Source organism: Rothia sp. HMSC036D11 (assembly GCF_001814205.1).
In the GTDB taxonomy this organism is placed as follows: Bacteria; Actinomycetota; Actinomycetes; order Actinomycetales; family Micrococcaceae; genus Rothia; species Rothia dentocariosa.
Map to the genome: position 1 here is coordinate 116736 of NZ_KV815316.1, position 17058 is coordinate 133793.

Sequence of the window (17058 nt, forward strand, 5' to 3'; positions counted from 1 at the left end):
ATACATTCCAGAGGAAATACACATGAGCATTGCAGAAATATGCAGAATGATAGCTATAGCGTTCATGTACATCGTATGTTTTATCGTTTTAGGAATTCCCGCTCTCATTTTCGCTGGATTTATCGTATGCGCCCTTCTTGCTATACCCCTCACGCCAATCCTGTGGGTTATAGACAAGTTCCGCAACCGAAACCCCACCCCGATTCCAGAGACTCCCAAAAACCCGTTTAAACTCGACGAAATTACCTGGGCTCTATCGCCTCGCCAACTGCGCGACCGGCATGAACTGTACGTACGGTGGGCGCATCGTATTTACCTCAATATCGCTATCCGCCCTGATACCCTCAAAAAACCCGCGTTGGACGATGCCTACTCTGAAGCTGTCCGTGTTGACCTTCTGCGAGCCTACACGGCCTTAAACAGGTACGAACGCGCACTAGAGGCTAAATCCCCTCAACCGCAGAAACTCCGTCAGGCGAGTACCGACGCTCTCGGATACTCTCGGGGTGTTATACGTCAGACAGGTTTGATACTTGGAGATTGGAAAGAACCGCGAAATATATCCGCAAAAATCTTTAAAGGGCAAGAAGCTAAGGTACAAGAACTTTACGGCATCCGTAATGAAACCGAACAGCATCTTTCCACCACACTATCGCAGCATAAGAACAGTGATTTTCCCCAACAGATTGCTTGTGCGGTGCTTGCCGCCGCAACACAGGTTCTAGAGGCAGCGCAGCATAAACTCGCCGAACATCCGCATATTCGAGGGGATGCAGCACGCACTTACCTGCACCACGAAATTCAGCGTGCAATATGCGGCGTTAGGACTATATTGACGGCGCTGCAAGAAGCCCTTGACACATACAGGGAGTACTGCCGTGCCGCCCCCGAAACACAGGCTGCCGTTGAACTTCTTGAAGCAGCGAAGCACGGAGCCGAAGAACGCCGCAACCGTTTTTATCGGCAAATTGTTAGCCACCGTGCCGAACAGCTCGAAGAACTCCTAGCGACAACCGGCAAGGCACACGCTGATCTGTCACAAAGTCAAGGGCTTCGAGACCGCATAACGAGCTTTTTCATAGATCTTCTTGCCGAGTTGAAGCCGGTACTTTCAGAAGAATCTTATACACGCTGCGAGCGCCTTATTCAACGCCTATGCATAACGCAGATACGCCGCGAATACGGTTACACGAAGCTCCTTCTCGCTGGAGAATACGCTCCCCTGAACGCACATGAGCTCTGCACGCCTATGCTGAATCAGTATGCTTGCCAAATACTTCTGGAGGGTGAAGATGATCTATCGGGTTCTTTAGAGTACCTGGTAAACCTGGTAAAACAATTACGGCATACACGAGAGGAAATGCTGCAAACATATGACCTCTACTTTCCCGATATGACACCAGATTCCCCAAGCCAAAAACGGTTTGTGACTGCGCTAAGCTACGAGCTTCTTGTCTCTGACACCGAAATGTATGCGGCATATGACGAATGCCAGCGTATGCTCGAACGCGATAAGCGCAGCAGACTGCAGCCCGATTCAGAGGAATATCATTACTGGATGCTGCAAAACCCTAGTTGGTTTTATTATTCCCTGTATAAGGATGACTTTTTTGTACCCTGGCACAAGGGGTGGGAGGAGCCAGGCTACCCACGACCGGACTATCTGAAAGTCTGATACTCGGTTCATCACGTCGTATAAAGTGGCGAAGCTGCCCTTCGTAAAACCAGGAAGGAATAATTGTGGAGTATCTTATTTTCAGCGGCGCCTTCATGCTCGTTATGTTCAGTATCATCTGGCTTATTTCTTATATCTCTTCTTTCAAAGAGCCCTGTCCTTTACCCAATGGAGTCTATGAGCCCGAGTTTATCGTGGCCGATCCGTATGCGCTCTCGGCAGTAGCACTCTCTCCCCAAGGGTTCGCCCCTGCCAACGCTCACCCCTCAATTTTCGAGCTATCGCAGGCGGAACTCATGCACAGATGCACCGCCTGGTACCGCGAAGCTGTATACGCCGCCCAATATTTTCAGCTGCTACGAGAACGGGCGCAGATAGCCCAAGTTCGAGTCAGCAAAGCCGTCAGTCGTGACTATCTGGAAGATACCGATAGTTTCATCCAGAATATGCACTCTGTATATTATGCTTTCGCGACTACGGTGCACAGAGACGATCAAGCCCTCAAAACCGCCGTAGCGCAGTCTCTCAGCTGTTCCTTCGGAGTACTCTTGAGCATCGCCTATTTACCCGTTCCCGAGAGTTATCTCAACGATGAAAAACTCGCGCATATCGTCGACCGTGCTCGGGAGCACCAACAGGCTTTATCGCGCCAAATTCACGATCTTGAGACACGCTATCCAGCCATCGTCTCATTCCCATTTGATGTACTACATAGGCACCTTCGCCTAGCCCAAACGCTACACGAGAATACACACCATGACCGATATCTCCAAGGTGCCCAGACGATTTATCGACACCTCACTCTGCTCATGGATGCATTCGACTCCGCACAATCACAGCTGAGCCCAACGCTGAAAACCCTTGAGCGTCTGCTTCAGCAGATTGATACTGACCACGCATCAGAGCATTTTCAGACACTTACCGAATATCGTGCAAGGCTCACCGAGCTACAATCGGCGGTGCCATCACAAGACCCCATCACCGTGCTAGTACAGGCAACACAGCTTACTCTCGATATTGTCAAAGCTCTCGGATACGCATTTTCCGCAGACACTAAAAACGATGCGCGAGCCCTCCTGAGCACCACTACCGAAACACTTATCTCTGCTAATCTAGCCCGCACCAACGTGTACACACTCGGTCACCTTCTGCCTATAAGCCCAGAGCTTCGCGCCGCCCTCTCTCAGGCACATGTTCAGGTACCCCAACTCTACGAGATGATGTCGCTTAGCCAGATGGTCCGCGAGTGTGAACGCCTCATGAAATCCGCATCTGCGCTGCACCATCGCGCCCGCACTGAATATCACGAAAAATTCTCAGCCTTTACGCATGAAGAAATTCTCTCGACTGTAACGGAGGCTCTGACCCGGTCTTCAGCCGAACTGCAAGCCCAAGCACAACACTGTCTTGAACAATTCCAATGCGATGCGCTCGCCGCTGAGAAACGAGACTCCGGTACCGACCCACTCGTGTACTGGCCCCCTGCTCTCACACAGGATACCGTTTTCCTCTTCCACGCAGAACGTCACGGTTGGCGCTGGGGCTGGCGAAAATCCCTGGTCAGAGGTAATTACTCTCCATTACGTGCCCTGTACTAACCAGATGATGGGTGTTTTGGCCGCCATAGCATCAGGCGTTATCTATCAGCGAACCGCTCCCCAGCAATGCCGGAGCAACCACGATAAAATAGACCCCATGAGCGAGAACGAAAACGCCCCTTACGCACCATCCGCGTCTGCCACATCTACACAGCACCCGCACAACGCGACGAGCGCCGCACCCACAGGAACCGGGGATAAGCCTTTCAGCCTTGAAGCGGTGAAAAAAGTGCGTACCCTCCACCTCGCACAAGCCAAAGCTGCGGGCGAAAAGTTCTCAATGCTCACCTGCTATGACTTCTTAACAGCCCAGATTTTTGACCGCGCGGGAATCGATATGCTTCTTATCGGTGACTCCGCCGCTAATGTCGTCTACGGATATGAGTCCACCCTCACCGTTACTCTTGACGAGATGATTCCGCTCGTAGCCTCGGTAGCACGCGGCGCATCCCGCGCTATGGTGGTCGCCGATCTCCCCTTCGGCAGTTACGAGCAGTCTCCCGCACAAGCGGTCGCATCGGCGGCGCGCCTCATGAAAGAAGGCGGGGCACACGCTATCAAAATCGAGGCTAACGCCGCTATGACCGAGTGGGTTCGCGCCATAGTTCGTGCAGGTATTCCAGTTGTAGCACACGTCGGTTTCACCCCGCAGTCGGAGCATGCTCTCGGCGGTTTCCGGGTGCAGGGCCGCGGCGAAAAAAGCGATGCCGTTGTTGCGGATGCACGCGCTCTCGCCGAAGCTGGCGCATTCTGCGTGCTTCTCGAAATGGTGACTACAGAGACCGCGCGCCGCGTTGATCAGGCGGTGGGCGCAGTCCCTACTATCGGTATCGGCGCAAGTAACGTCACTACCGGCCAGGTTCTCGTCTGGCAAGACGCTATGGGAATGCGCGAGGGTAAACTCCCCAAGTTTGTCAAACAATTCGCGCAGATCGGTTCGCTTCTTGAGGACGCGGCACGTGCCTACCGCGCCGAGGTGCGTTCGGGCGAATTCCCCGCACACGAGCACACTTTCGAGTAGGATCTCCTCAGAAAAACCGTCTTAGGGAGCAGTGGAAAATCTACAAAGCACAAGAGCCAGCCTCACACGCGGTGAGTCTGGCTCTTAAGATTTGCGCGGAAATCAGCTAGTCCTGGTTATCCCATTCTTCATTACGCTTCTGTGCCGTCTCCATGGCTTTTTCGGCCTCTTCGCGTGTCGCATAAGGACCCCACAGGTGGGTAATCTTACTCTGCTGCCCTTCTTCTACCTGCCCAGTAAAGGTGTTGTACCAGTACTGCACCGGGTGCGGACCGGGGGTGATGTCTTCGGTAATGCTCATTATTCTCCTTCAGCATGCCCACGCTTGTGCTTTGGTGGCAGAAAACTATGCGGGTTTTCTATGTCCTTTACAGTAACGTATTTACACATCTTTTACATCCTCATGTACCGTTTTTCACTATTTTTCGTGGACTACTCTATAGCCGTTTTAGAGCTTGTGCGCGCATGATGAAAAATATTCTGCGTATATGGAAAAAGGTTCGGGTTTTGTATGGGGTACCTAGCGATACACCTGTGTTCTGCCGGTAAGATAATTTTATGGATACTTCTCATAATCTTCCCGCAGAACCGGGTGCCGCACCCATAGGGTGCCTGACCCCCGGAGTTGTTACCCCCATGCGCACTGTACCGGCAGATATTGTTCGCCCCGAATACGTGGGTAAGAAAACCCCCAATGAGGGCAACGATTCAAATATGTACACCCCTGAAGAGGTTGAGAGAGTACGTGCAGCGGGTAAGGTTGCTGCAGGCGCTATTGTGGAGGCGGCAAAGATTGCCGTCCCGGGCACGACAACCGATCAGATCGATGTGCTGATCCACGAGTATATTTGCGATCACGGCGCTTACCCCTCCACCGTGGATTATCGCGGCTACCCGAAATCGGTATGCACCTCGCTGAACGAGGTAATCTGTCACGGCATTCCCGACTCCACGGTACTTGAGGACGGCGACATCCTAAACCTTGACGTCACCGCATACCTTGATGGAATGCACGGCGACACCAATAAAACTTTGCTGGTGGGTAATGTCGATGAAGAATCCCGTCTGCTGGTAGAACGTACTGAAGAAGCCCTCAACCGCGCGATGAAGGCGGTTAAACCAGGCCGTCAAATCAACGTTATCGGTCGCGTGATTGAAAAATACGCGGCGCGTTTTGGATACGGTGTAGTGCGTGACTATACCGGGCACGGCGTGGGGCGCGAATTCCACTCGGGCCTTATTATTCCTCACTACGATGCAGCTCCCGCCTATGATATGGAGATCAAAGAGGGCATGATCTTCACCATCGAGCCCATGCTGACCCTCGGCACGATCGAATGGGATCTGTGGGATGATGATTGGACTGTGGTCACCCGTGATCGCAAACGTACCGCCCAATTTGAGCACACCATGGTTGTCACAGCAGACGGCGTGGATGTTCTCACCCTGCCTTAGTTTCCTCCCAATAACACAGACACGACGAAAGAGAGACCTATGAACGAGACTACTGCTGCAATTCCTCCGGTCGAAGGCTCGGTAGAATACGTCGATGTTCCGGCGCCCACTCCCAAAGATCTGATGATCGGTATTGATATTGGCGGTACCGGTATGAAAGGCGGTATCGTCGATCTGCGAACCGGTAATCTGGTATCCGAGCGTTTTCGTATTCCCACCCCGCAACCAGCAACCCCACAGGCTATCGCACAGGTGGCACGCCAGATTGTTGATGAGCTTCAATCACGTGAGATAGCGCCAGAGCCTTATTCTGCTATCGGCGTTGATTTCCCCGCCGTCGTGAAGAATGGTGTGGTTTTCTCAGCTGCAAATGTTGATCCCGCCTGGATTAACACTAACCTTGAGCAGCTCATCAGTGACGCCCTGGATTCAAGGACTGTTTACGGCATTAATGATGCTGATGCCGCCGGTCTTGCCGAAGCCACCTACGGGCAAGGACGAGACAAGACGGGGCTCATCGCCGTTATCACTTTAGGAACCGGTATTGGTTCCGCCCTGATTAACAACGGGGTTTTGGTGCCGAACACCGAACTCGGACACCTTGAAATTGACGGGTACGATGCGGAATCCCGCGCATCCGCGCGAGCACGCGAAGTTCATGATCTTTCGTGGAAGAAGTACGCTAAAAAGCGTCTGCGCCGGTATTTCCAGCATGTTGAAGCGTTGTTCTCCCCCGACCTTTTCATTATTGGCGGAGGCATCTCAAAGAACCCCGAGAAATTTATGCCCTACTTCGAGGACGAGATTCGCACCCCTATGGTGATGGCGACTCTGCGCAATAATGCAGGCATTGTGGGCGCTGCGCTTTGGGCTGGCGGAATGCCTTCCGAACGTCAGCGGCGCGGCGAACTCTAAAGCCTGTAAAACTTCATAAAGCGCGAGCAGATAGTATTTTGACGAGCAGATAGCTGATTGCTATCTGCTCGTCAAAATACTATCTGCTCGCGAGGAGTAGCTGTTGAAGTTTTAGAGGAATGTACCCTGAAGCGGGTTACTCTCGTTTGATTTCCCAGAGCGAGCCTTGGTAGTTTTGGTGGTATTTTTCTTCGCAGGCTTCGCGTCTTTATTTCGTTTGTCTTGGGAAGTTTTATCCGAAGAGGCTACCGCGTCCTCTGGAGGCTCGGCATCTCCCACGCGGTCCTCACGCAGAAGAGCGATCGCAGATTCAAAGTCTTCAAGGTTCTCGAACGCTTGGTAAACGCTGGCAAAGCGCAGGTAGGCTACCGCATCCAGTTTGGAGAGCGGTTCAAGGATGGTAAGTCCCACTTCGTGCGCGTTAATTTCGGCGAGTCCGCGGGCCCGAATAAGTTCTTCGACTTCTTGGGCGAGTTTTGCCAAATCGTCTTCGCCCACTGGACGCCCCTGGCAGGCTTTGCGCACACCGGCAGCAATCTTAGAACGGTCGAATGGCTCGGTCACGCCGGAGCGTTTAATGACGGAGATAGTGGTTGTTTCGACGGTTGTAAAACGCCGACTGCACGCGGTACATTGGCGGCGGCGGCGGATAGCCGCGCCGTCGTCGGTGGTTCGCGAATCTACTACGCGAGAGTCTGTGTGCTTGCAGTACGGGCAATACATGGTGTCTCCTCAGGTGGGCACTGTGCAGCACCCGCGTCGAGCATCATCATTCCTATTTTACAGATGCCGTCAAGAGAACCGTCAGAGGCTTATGTCCATCCTAGCCACGCCCACGATGGTTTAACACCCAGTTTTAGCCCGCCGTGTAGATCTCTGAAGAGCTGACCTAACGGTTCGGTAAGGATTATCCAGGGGAATTACCCCTCCTGAATAAGCCTTACCCATACCGCTAGATATTGAGGGCTTCTCCCCTACCGGCGAATGCAGCTGGGACCGAAAATCGTCTTAATCTCACCAAAGAGGCTGGGATTGGGATCGACTCGCACACTCGAATCCAGAAGGACCAGCTGTTCTTTATCGCGAGTGCGCAGGAGCATTCGAACATCCACATTCCCGCGATGATCACGCAGAACGTCCTTCAGTTCCTTGAGACGGTCCTCCGTCACGTGGTACTCGGGCACCGAAATCGTAATCGGGGCGCCGCGACCATCATCGCTCAGTTCAAGAATCTGCATTTCCTGGGCGCTCATATTCACGCTGCCGTCATCACGCCGCTGAATACGACCCTTAATAGAACAAATCAGGTCATCTGCCAGGGCGTTGCCCATCGTCTCATATGCACGGGAAAAGAACATGACGGTCAGGGTAGCGCCCGATGAGTCCTCAAGCTCTACCGAGGCATACTGATTACCACTTGACTTGGCAATACGCCGCGAAACACTCGTGAGCATGCCCGCGATCGTTACCACTTCGCCGTCGCGAATATGCGAGTCCTCGTCGATAATATCGTGCACGGATGCGGTTGCCGCGTCCGAAAGCGCACGTTCCAGACCGCGCAGTGGATGATCGGAAACGTACAGACCCAGCATTTCACGTTCGAAATTCAGTTTCTCGCGGCGTTCCCAGTCGGGAATATCTGGAACTGTCACCGAAAGATCGTCACCGAGTGCATCATCCATACCCAGGGATCCGAAGAGGTCAAACTGACCTGCTGCCTCTTTGCGTTTCACGGAGACCGCCGCGTCTACTGCCGACTCGTGTACCAGCGAAAGCGAACGGCGAGTATGTTTCAACTCGTCGAAAGCACCTGCTTTAATCAGCGATTCTATGGTGCGTTTATTGCACACAACCAGCGGCACTTTCTTCAGGAAGTCGTTGAAAGACTCGAAGTGCCCCTTCTCTTCGCGGGCTGCAATCATACCGTCGACCACGTTTGCGCCCACGTTACGAATAGCGCCCATACCGAAACGGATATCCTTCCCCACAGGCGCAAAGGTCAGGGTGGATTCGTTCACATCCGGGGGCAGCACGGTAATACCCATGGCACGGCATTCGTTGAGGTACAGAGCCAGCTTATCCTTGTTATCGCCCACACTCGTTAGCAGAGCCGCCATATATTCCTGCGGATAATGCGCCTTCAAATAGGCGGTCCAGTACGATACCAAACCGTATGCCGCAGTATGGGCTTTGTTGAATGCGTAATCGGAAAACGGAAGCAGAATATCCCACAGGGCCTTAACTGCGCCCTCCGAGTACCCGTTAGAAATCATGCCATCGTGGAAAGCCTCATATTGTTTATCCAGCTCAGCTTTCTTCTTCTTACCCATCGCGCGACGCAGCAGATCCGCTTCACCCAGCGTATAATTTGCAACCTTCTGGGCGATCGCCATCACCTGCTCCTGATATACGATCAGACCATAGGTAGTATCAAGAATCTCGGCAAGAGGCTCTTCAAGCTCGGGGTGAATCGGCTGAATCTCTTGCTTACCGTTCTTACGAAGGGCATAGTTCGTATGCGAGTTCGCGCCCATAGGTCCAGGGCGGTACAGGGCAAGCACAGCGGAAATATGCTCGAACTCTTCGGGCTCCATGAGTTTAAGCAGGCTGCGCATTGGACCGCCATCGAGCTGGAATACACCTAGGGTGTCACCACGCGCCAGTAGGCGGTAGGACTCTTTGTCATCAACCTCTAGGTTTTCAAGGTCTATCTCTATGCCGCGGTTCATCTTGACGTTATCTAGCGCATCAGAAATAATCGTCAAGTTGCGAAGACCCAAGAAGTCCATTTTGATAAGACCCAGACCTTCACAGGTGGGGTAATCAAACTGGGTAATAACCTGTCCATCAGCCTCGCGGCGCATCACAGGAATCACGTCAGTCAGGTTTTTACTCGACATGATAACGCCCGCGGCGTGCACGCCCCACTGACGTTTCAGACCTTCCAGACCTTTTGCGGTCTCGAAGACTTCGCCGTAAATCTTATCGACCGGATCCTCGATAAGTGCACGCAGATCGCCCGCCTCGGAGTAGCGCTTATCTTCGGGGTTATACACATTGGCAAGTGCAATGTTCTTACCCATAACGTCCGGCGGCATCGCCTTCGTGAGGCGCTCACCTACCGAATAAGGCTGATCCATCACGCGAGAAGCATCTTTGAGCGCCTGCTTCGCCTTAATAGTTCCGAAGGTGACGATCTGTGCAACCTTGTCCTCGCCATATTTCTCGGTCACATAGTCGATCACTTCGGCACGGCGGCGATCGTCAAAGTCCACGTCGAAGTCGGGCATTGACACGCGGTCGGGATTGAGGAAGCGCTCAAAAATCAGGTCGTGATTGAGCGGGTTCAGATCGGTAATACGCATGGCGTAGGCGACCATCGAGCCTGCGCCGGAGCCACGCCCTGGGCCCACACGGATACCGTTGTTCTTTGCCCAGTTGATAAAGTCAGCCACCACCAGGAAGTATCCGGGGAACCCCATGGAGGTAATAACGCCTACCTCATATTCGGCTTGTTCACGTACCTTATCGGGCACGCCATTGGGGAATCGGTAGTGCAGTCCTCGTTCAACTTCCTTCACGAACCAGGATTCTTCGTTCTCTCCCTCGGGTACAGGGAAGTTTGGCATATAGTTCGCTTTGGTATTGAACTCGACGTTGCATCGTTCGGCGATTTCAAGAGTGTTTTCGCAGGCACCCGGAACATCGCCAAATATCTGATACATCTCTTCCGGCGAGCGCAGGTAGAAGTTGTCCGCGTCGAATTTAAAGCGTTTAGGGTCGGTCAGGGTCGAACCGGACTGCACGCACAAAAGTGCAGCGTGCGCGGTGTGATCTTCTTGGCGAGTGTAGTGCAGATCGTTCGTCGCGACAAACGGCAGGTTGAGTTCCTTGGCCAGACGATGCAGATCTGCTTGCACATTACGCTCGATATCAAGCCCGTGATCCATGACCTCACAATAGAAGTTATCTTTGCCAAAAATGTCACGGAATTCTGCTGCCGCTGCGACTGCCTCTTGGTACTGACCCAAACGCAGACGAGTCTGAATTTCTCCGGAAGGACATCCGGTCGTGGCGATGAGCCCTTTAGAGTAGGTTTGCAGTACTTCGCGGTCCATACGCGGCTTGTACAGCTGACCTTCCAGTGAGGCGACAGATGATGCGCGGAAAAGATTGTGCATGCCCTCGGTGGTTTCCGCCCACATAGTCATGTGGGTGTATGCACCACCACCGGAAACATCGTCGCGAGAGCCATCGCCCCAGCGCACACGTGAACGGTCGGTACGGTGGGTTCCGGGAGTCAGGTACGCTTCCACACCGATAATGGGTTTAATGTCATTGGCCTTCGCTTGACGCCAAAAGTCGAAAGCACCAAAAAGGAACCCGTGATCGCTGGTGGCCATCGAGTCCATTCCGAGTTCCCGTGCGTATTGAAAGAGGTCGCCTAGGCGGGCAGCGCCGTCCAGCATGGAATATTCGGTATGCACGTGCAGATGCGCGAAGCCCTTCTTAGCCACGTTTTCTCCTCGTTAGCTGTGGTTGTTGGTCTCTTAGTGTGCTGACTGAGTTTTAGTCATGCTCTGGTGATGTTCCCGGTGCGAAGCGCCTCAAGTGCATAGTCTAAATCCTGCGGATAGGGGCTCTCAAATTCAATGCGCTCTCCGGTGGTAGGGTGAGTGAACCCTAGACGATGCGCATGCAGCCACTGCCGGGTCAGGCCAAGTTCGGCGCTAAACCGGGGATCGGCTCCATAAGTGAGGTCGCCGCAACAGGGGTGCTGTAATGAAGAGAAATGCACACGGATCTGGTGAGTCCGTCCCGTTTCTAAATGCACCTCAACAAGAGAGGCAGACCCGAAAGATTCCAAAGTTTCATAGTGGGTAATAGAAGAACGTCCATCCTCAATAACGGCGAATTTCCATTCATGCCCGGGATGCCTGCCGATAGGAGCATCAATAGTCCCCATGAGAGGATCCGGCAGTCCTTGTACCAGGGTATGATATACCTTCTCAACGGTACGATCCTTAAAGGCACGTTTAAGCTCGGTATATGCCCGCTCGCTGCGCGCCACCACCATAAGCCCGCTAGTGCCGACGTCCAGCCGGTGCACAATCCCCTGACGCTCCGCCGCCCCGGAGGTAGCCACGGTAACGCCTTCTCCCAGAAGAGCCGAAAGAACAGTGGGCCCATGCCACCCGTGAGAAGGATGCGCGGCAACACCAGCAGGTTTATCGACCACCACAATATCGTCATCGCAATAGACTATGCCGAAGCCATCTACCTTTTCGGGCTGAATATCGGCAAGGTCACGCGGAGCAGGCGCATTCACAAACACAGTCTCGCCCGCGGACAGTTTATGCGACTTACCGATTTTCAGCTCATTTCCACGCTGAACCACACGCACATGCCCGTCGCGAATCCAGCCGGATGCGCGGGTACGCGGTATCTCAAGGGCACCGGCGAGAGCAGCGTCCAATCGCATACCTACTAAAGCCTCAGAAACGTCGAACTCGGCGGTTATGCCTGCTGGCGCAACATTATCGGTCAATTATTCCCCTTCGGAGATCTTCTGAGTTTTCACGTGGGTAGATAGTGCGGAAGCCTTCTTCGCAGAGGATTTAGCACGTGTACCAAGCAGCGTTATGCCACGGAAGTTAAGCAGTACGATTAAAGCCATACAAACGCAGATCGCCGAATCGGCAATATTAAAGATGGCAAAGTTAGGCACCGAAATAAAGTCCACCACGTGTCCCATACCGAATCCTGGCTCACGGAAAAGACGATCAAAAAGGTTTCCGAGAACACCGCCCAGCAGCCCTCCAAGGGCAAGGGTCCATTTCAGAGCCCGCGTCCTTCGGAAAAGGTAAAGGACGGTTGCAGCGGCAAGCGCCATAATAACCGTAAATATCCAGGTTGCATTCTCGCCGAGAGAAAAGGCAGCTCCAGAATTCCTGATGGAATACCACCACAGAAGACCATCGATCACGGGGATGCGCTCCCCAATCTGCATCTTGGTAACCACCAGAAGCTTTGTGCCCTGGTCAATGAAAAAAATAATAAGAGCCGTTAGAATCCCAACTACCCATGCGCCGCGTGATGAGAGTATGCGCGTAACAGATTTATGCGATGCTGTTGAACCAGCGGCAGACGCAGTGGTCTCTTCAGATTCCATGTATCTCCTCGGTGAAGGGCAATGAGCGGGGCGGCGGATGTTGTACCTGAATTCGCCCTCCTCTAGCTTATCTTAAGCCAGGTATAAACAACCGCCCGCAAAGCCAGTAGCAAAGTTCTTCTTGCCACGGATGCGGACGGTGTTTATAAAAAGGTATCGAAACTTAGAGCTTAGCGAGCATCTGCTTCAAAGGACTTAAGAGTCTTCAGCTCTTCAAGCTGAGAGGTGAGGTGTTCCTGCAATTTCGAACGGTAACGCGACTCAAAACCACGCAGGGATTCCACGGTGATTTCCAAGCTGTCACGCTCGTCGGTGAGCTTGGAAAGAACCTCATCACGCTGAGAACGTGCAGCTGCCACCAGATCTTTAGCTTCTTTCTCACCCTTAGCAACGAGTTCTGCACGGGTTTTTTCACCCTGAGAGACGTATTCGTCATGGAGTTTCTGGGCCATGGCAAGCAGACCTGCTGCATCCTGAGCGCCGCCAGCAGCAACGGGTGCTGGGGTGCTGGTCTTATCCTGTGCAGCGGACTTAGCCGTTGCGGACGAAGAAGACGTATTGTTGGTCGCCGGAGTTGCCGAACCAGACTGGGCGGCTGCAAGCTTACGCTTGAGGGATTCGTTTTCGGTGTACAGCGCGCGGAGCTCAACAACAAGCTCATCAAGGTAATTATCAACCTCATCGCGGTCGTACCCGGATTCGTTTCTCACAATTTTGAAGCTCTTGTTAATCAGATCTTCGGGGGTGATAGCCACAGCTTATCTCCTTTGGAATAAAGTTATCTGTGAATAGGTTTTGGGATGCCCATAAATTTATTAAATAAACTTACGGTGCTGGCTAGGGTACCGCCCATTATTCTACTCTTCTCTACACTTCAAGACCCGATTTTCCAGGAATTCGGCGCAGAGAACCTCTTACCATCATAGTAAATGTATTTCCTGACGGAAAGTCTGCCTCGCCGTTATTGCTTCATACATCTTTATGCATATCAGAAAAATTTATGCTTTGACCAGGAAATATAACTGTTATTTAGCGTGAAAAAGTTAGTGTCAAAGAGGTCATCACTGACAATAAAAGTCCCACGCCTAAAATCAGAATCAGAAACCCAGTATCAAGGGCGAAATTACCAATACGCAGTGGCGGTACAACCTTGCGAAGCTGGTTCATAGGCCAGTCCGTCAGAGCATATACTCCAGAGGCGCACAGCAGGGCAATCCCTCGCGGACGCCACCCCGGCACAAAGACACGCACCCAGTCCAGAAGCATCCGCAAGAGCAACCCAATGTAGAGAATGTGCAGGGCTATGGTAATGATGGCGAAGATGTACCCCATGCATTACCCCTGGTCAAAAGGAAACGGGCCCTCAGCCTCAAAAGCGCCCGGTGCCGGAGTCGTGTCAGCCCCCAGTACCTCTAGGTTTTCGGGGGTTAGCAAGAATACCTGCCCGGTCACACGTTCAATGCGACCTGAGAGCCCGAACGCGAGTCCGGAGGCAAAGTCCACAAGACGTTTAGCATCCGAATCGCTCATTTCAGCGACATTCATAATCACAGGAATATTCTCACGAAACGCTTCACCAATAATTTTGGCGTCGTTGTATGAGCGGGGGTGGATTGTTGTAATGCGGCGCAATTCGTCCTCATCTTCCTCGTAGGGGTATCCGGCACCAAGACCCTCGTCAATGCCGTAAGAGTTCACATCAAGCTCATGAACTTGATCGTAGCCGGAGGAAGGGTAGGGGTACTCGTCGGTCTCGTAGTGATTTTGCACCTGGTATTCCTCTCGGTTAGTTTTCTGTTCCCGGTGTGGGATTGGCGTGTAAGTCGCGGCAAACTGGTTGGTTTCTTGCCGCTGAGCTGAAGTTTGATAAGCAGACGATGCCGTAATCGATTCTGATTCTACAGATAGTGGCTCCGCAGCGCCCGTTGCCTGTGGTATAGCTGCGGTGTCAGGGTTAGCAGATGCTGGTGTGGGTAATGCATTCAGCCGGATTCCAGGTGATGGAGCGGGAGTTTCAGTGGAAGGAATAGATGCCTCATCCGTCGAATCATGACTATGGACATCCTGCATACCTTCCGATAATTCTTCAGTTTCCGACCCATAACGAGTCACGCCGAAGAAAGAACCGAGGCTATTGGCAAGTTTGCCACCGCCTTGTTTCGCCATTCTTTACTCTCGTTTCGCAGTCGTACATTCACATATATGCGGGAGATTCGCTCCACCGATACCTGAGATTCTAACGTGGGAAATAGCACCGCACATGCTGTCGGTTCGACACCGATTATATATGTTCACAGAGAATTTTGGGGGTATTCCCACGGGCTTTATTGACGATGATGCATATTCTTAAAGACGACGTCAACCAGCCCTCACAGGTGTATATTCTACCAGCGCTTGAAAATCCTATCAGCGTATTTCTCATCTGCTGCATGCCTTGCACAACAAAACCTGGTAAAAATCTAGGGGTAATCTCGCTTCCCCATGATGTCGCTTCCTACCCGCACACACGTAGACCCCCAGCGAATAGCGGCTTCTAAATCTGCACTCATGCCCGCCGAAATCTGATCTGCATGCGGGAACTCGGCGCGCAGACCCTGCGCCAATTCCCAGAGTTTTTCAAAGGATTCGTCAGGGTTCGCACCCAGTGGCGCCACCGCCATAATACCCCCACAGCGTAATTCTTCTTGAGCTTCGATACGCTCAGCAAGCTCTAAAATCTCGTCTTGGTCCGTTCCACCGCGCGCCCCTTCCGATGCATGTCCGGCCGTTGCCTGCGCTTCAAGCGAAACCTGAATCAGACATTCTAGAGCTCCTTGGGATAGAGCCGCTGGGGCGTCCTGCTCCCCCGCCTCATAGCGAGCTACTTGGTTGCGATAGGCTTTTGCTAAAGAATCAATCAGAGACGCACGATCTACGGACTGTACCTGATGGGCATATTTTACGACGGACTTTGCCTTATTTGTTTGCAACTGCCCAATAAACGCCCAGTAAGCGGGGTCGGCAGGTTTTTCGATGGCTCGAAGAGCACGAGCTTTAGGAGCCGCCTCTTGATCACGATTCTCACCAAAAATACGTACCCCCTGGGTGTAAAGCGCTGCTACATCAGAGGCAGGGAAAAACTTGGTCACGGTGACAAGGCGAACTGCAGGGCTATGCTCGGTGCGCACACCACTGGTATCGGCTTCAGCATCGCGGACGCGCGCCATAACCCGCGCGTAGTTATCCGCAAGCTGTTGCGCGCGTTCCGAGGTGTACGTCAATGTCTGTTCTTCGCTCATCATCAGTCCCCTTTACCGATATACCCTCATACTCAGCTTTTCTTCGATTTTAAGATCTTAGGAAGGTTTCGTCACCCATACGAGCCCAGCGATACGTCCGGGTGCTTCACCTCGATTCATAAATCCTCGATGCGAAAAGAGGCTGGTGCTTTCATAAGTGCAGGCTGCCAAGTCGGTAGAAACCTCTACCTTCAGCTTATTCAAGAGAGCAATCGCTCCCGCTGGCAAATCTAAAGCCGGTGTTCCTTGGCTTGTCTGAGCGTATGTTTCAGGAATCTGCCGTGTCGCATGTTCGCGCATATCTTCGGGTACCTCATAGCAACTTCCGCATATACTAGGCCCTAACCACGCGTGAATCTGTGTTGCGCCCTGCTCTCGCATCGTCGCAACTGTGCGTTGAATAACTCCTGCAAGTAGCCCAGGACGCCCTGCATGCGCCACAGCAATAATGGGCACGTCATGTGGGGTAGATCTCTCTCCCACGAACACGAGTGGAATGCAGTCAGCAACCATAATAGCTAGAGGCTGACCTGTTGTACTGTAGGCAGCATCTGCTTGCGGAGCCTGCTCGCGTAATTGATCGGCACGTTTCAACGTATATACCCCACGCTCGTCATTCGGAGAAATCTGTGTAGTCAGAATATGATCGGCGCATACAATATCTGCACCATGTACTTGATTGAGGTAGAGGAAAGGAGCTGAACCGCAGAGACTTTGTACATCAGCACGGTTTTTCAGCGTTGCGGTATGGGGCTCGCCCGCATTAACATGAAGCCCCAAATTACCGGCCGACCGTGAAGTAAATCCGATATGCACGGTATATGGACCGCTGGTATAAGTTCCTGTGGAGTAGAACGGGTTGAGGAGGGTACTCATGGTTCTTTCTGCTGTCATAAGGTCAAAGCATACACAAAGGAGCCAGGACGTATATGTCCTTGGCTCCC

Annotated in this window: 14 protein-coding genes and 1 pseudogene; 5 read left to right on the forward strand and 10 right to left on the reverse strand. The window is 52.6% G+C overall.

Going from position 1 to position 17058, the window contains the following annotated elements; genetic code table 11:
* Nucleotides 1-22: 22 nt before the first annotated feature.
* From HMPREF2958_RS10240 to panB, 3 genes are all read left to right on the forward strand, one after another.
* Nucleotides 23-1675, forward strand: a complete 1653-nt coding sequence (locus HMPREF2958_RS10240; RefSeq protein ID WP_070697905.1) for a hypothetical protein — start codon at nucleotides 23-25, stop codon at nucleotides 1673-1675.
* Nucleotides 1676-1740: 65 nt separating this feature from the next.
* Nucleotides 1741-3273 (forward strand): hypothetical protein, encoded by a 1533-nt coding sequence (locus HMPREF2958_RS10245; protein ID WP_070697906.1) that lies wholly within the window; start codon nucleotides 1741-1743, stop codon nucleotides 3271-3273.
* Nucleotides 3274-3370: 97 nt separating this feature from the next.
* Nucleotides 3371-4294 (forward strand): 3-methyl-2-oxobutanoate hydroxymethyltransferase, encoded by a 924-nt coding sequence (gene panB / locus HMPREF2958_RS10250; protein WP_070697954.1) that lies wholly within the window; start codon nucleotides 3371-3373, stop codon nucleotides 4292-4294.
* Between the two features lie 106 nt (nucleotides 4295-4400).
* Here panB and HMPREF2958_RS10255 read toward each other — a convergent pair whose 3' ends face one another.
* Complete coding sequence (locus HMPREF2958_RS10255; RefSeq protein ID WP_004004406.1) at nucleotides 4401-4595, reverse strand: hypothetical protein; 195 nt, start codon at nucleotides 4593-4595, stop codon at nucleotides 4401-4403.
* Between the two features lie 257 nt (nucleotides 4596-4852).
* Between HMPREF2958_RS10255 and map the strand changes: the two genes are divergently transcribed.
* Nucleotides 4853-5749, forward strand: a complete 897-nt coding sequence (gene map / locus HMPREF2958_RS10260) for a type I methionyl aminopeptidase (protein WP_048751947.1) — start codon at nucleotides 4853-4855, stop codon at nucleotides 5747-5749.
* 123 nt (nucleotides 5750-5872) lie between these two features.
* Nucleotides 5873-6664 (forward strand): polyphosphate--glucose phosphotransferase, encoded by a 792-nt coding sequence (gene ppgK, locus HMPREF2958_RS10265; RefSeq protein WP_172461400.1) that lies wholly within the window; start codon nucleotides 5873-5875, stop codon nucleotides 6662-6664.
* A gap of 111 nt (nucleotides 6665-6775) precedes the next feature.
* Here ppgK and nrdR read toward each other — a convergent pair whose 3' ends face one another.
* The 9 genes and pseudogenes from nrdR to HMPREF2958_RS10310 all read right to left on the reverse strand — a co-directional run bounded on the left by nrdR (nucleotide 6776) and on the right by HMPREF2958_RS10310 (nucleotide 16990).
* Nucleotides 6776-7387 (reverse strand): transcriptional regulator NrdR, encoded by a 612-nt coding sequence (gene nrdR, locus HMPREF2958_RS10270; RefSeq protein ID WP_070697908.1) that lies wholly within the window; start codon nucleotides 7385-7387, stop codon nucleotides 6776-6778.
* A 251-nt stretch (nucleotides 7388-7638) separates the two neighbouring features.
* A complete protein-coding gene (gene dnaE / locus HMPREF2958_RS10275) occupies nucleotides 7639-11181 on the reverse strand; it encodes a DNA polymerase III subunit alpha (RefSeq protein ID WP_013398849.1) in 3543 nt (1180 codons plus the stop codon).
* A gap of 56 nt (nucleotides 11182-11237) precedes the next feature.
* Nucleotides 11238-12146, reverse strand: coding sequence for an RluA family pseudouridine synthase (locus HMPREF2958_RS10280; protein WP_246828134.1), 909 nt, complete (start codon nucleotides 12144-12146; stop codon nucleotides 11238-11240).
* 66 nt (nucleotides 12147-12212) lie between these two features.
* Complete coding sequence (gene lspA, locus HMPREF2958_RS10285) at nucleotides 12213-12836, reverse strand: signal peptidase II (RefSeq protein WP_070697910.1); 624 nt, start codon at nucleotides 12834-12836, stop codon at nucleotides 12213-12215.
* Nucleotides 12837-13006: 170 nt separating this feature from the next.
* A complete protein-coding gene (locus HMPREF2958_RS10290) occupies nucleotides 13007-13591 on the reverse strand; it encodes a DivIVA domain-containing protein (RefSeq protein WP_013398846.1) in 585 nt (194 codons plus the stop codon).
* A gap of 274 nt (nucleotides 13592-13865) precedes the next feature.
* Nucleotides 13866-14168 carry a YggT family protein gene (locus HMPREF2958_RS10295; protein ID WP_004004398.1) on the reverse strand — a complete coding sequence of 101 codons (303 nt, stop codon included), beginning with the start codon at nucleotides 14166-14168 and terminating at the stop codon, nucleotides 13866-13868.
* A gap of 3 nt (nucleotides 14169-14171) precedes the next feature.
* Nucleotides 14172-14483, reverse strand: a pseudogene (locus HMPREF2958_RS11200) (cell division protein SepF); the annotation flags it as partial.
* Nucleotides 14484-15295: 812 nt separating this feature from the next.
* Nucleotides 15296-16117 carry a YggS family pyridoxal phosphate-dependent enzyme gene (locus tag HMPREF2958_RS10305; protein WP_048751954.1) on the reverse strand — a complete coding sequence of 274 codons (822 nt, stop codon included), beginning with the start codon at nucleotides 16115-16117 and terminating at the stop codon, nucleotides 15296-15298.
* A 54-nt stretch (nucleotides 16118-16171) separates the two neighbouring features.
* Nucleotides 16172-16990 carry a purine nucleoside phosphorylase YfiH/LACC1 family protein gene (locus HMPREF2958_RS10310; RefSeq protein WP_070697912.1) on the reverse strand — a complete coding sequence of 273 codons (819 nt, stop codon included), beginning with the start codon at nucleotides 16988-16990 and terminating at the stop codon, nucleotides 16172-16174.
* Nucleotides 16991-17058: the final 68 nt, after the last annotated feature.

Coding starts and splice junctions, on each gene's coding strand:
- HMPREF2958_RS10240 (WP_070697905.1), top strand. CDS start 23: ATGAGCATTGCAGAAATATGCAGAATGATAGCTATAGCGTTCATGTAC.
- panB (WP_070697954.1), top strand. CDS start 3,371: ATGAGCGAGAACGAAAACGCCCCTTACGCACCATCCGCGTCTGCCACA.
- HMPREF2958_RS10255 (WP_004004406.1), bottom strand. CDS start 4,595: ATGAGCATTACCGAAGACATCACCCCCGGTCCGCACCCGGTGCAGTAC.
- map (WP_048751947.1), top strand. CDS start 4,853: ATGGATACTTCTCATAATCTTCCCGCAGAACCGGGTGCCGCACCCATA.
- ppgK (WP_172461400.1), top strand. CDS start 5,873: ATGATCGGTATTGATATTGGCGGTACCGGTATGAAAGGCGGTATCGTC.
- nrdR (WP_070697908.1), bottom strand. CDS start 7,387: ATGTATTGCCCGTACTGCAAGCACACAGACTCTCGCGTAGTAGATTCG.
- HMPREF2958_RS10280 (WP_246828134.1), bottom strand. CDS start 12,146: ATGCGATTGGACGCTGCTCTCGCCGGTGCCCTTGAGATACCGCGTACC.
- lspA (WP_070697910.1), bottom strand. CDS start 12,836: ATGGAATCTGAAGAGACCACTGCGTCTGCCGCTGGTTCAACAGCATCG.
- HMPREF2958_RS10295 (WP_004004398.1), bottom strand. CDS start 14,168: ATGGGGTACATCTTCGCCATCATTACCATAGCCCTGCACATTCTCTAC.
- HMPREF2958_RS10305 (WP_048751954.1), bottom strand. CDS start 16,117: ATGATGAGCGAAGAACAGACATTGACGTACACCTCGGAACGCGCGCAA.
- HMPREF2958_RS10310 (WP_070697912.1), bottom strand. CDS start 16,990: ATGAGTACCCTCCTCAACCCGTTCTACTCCACAGGAACTTATACCAGC.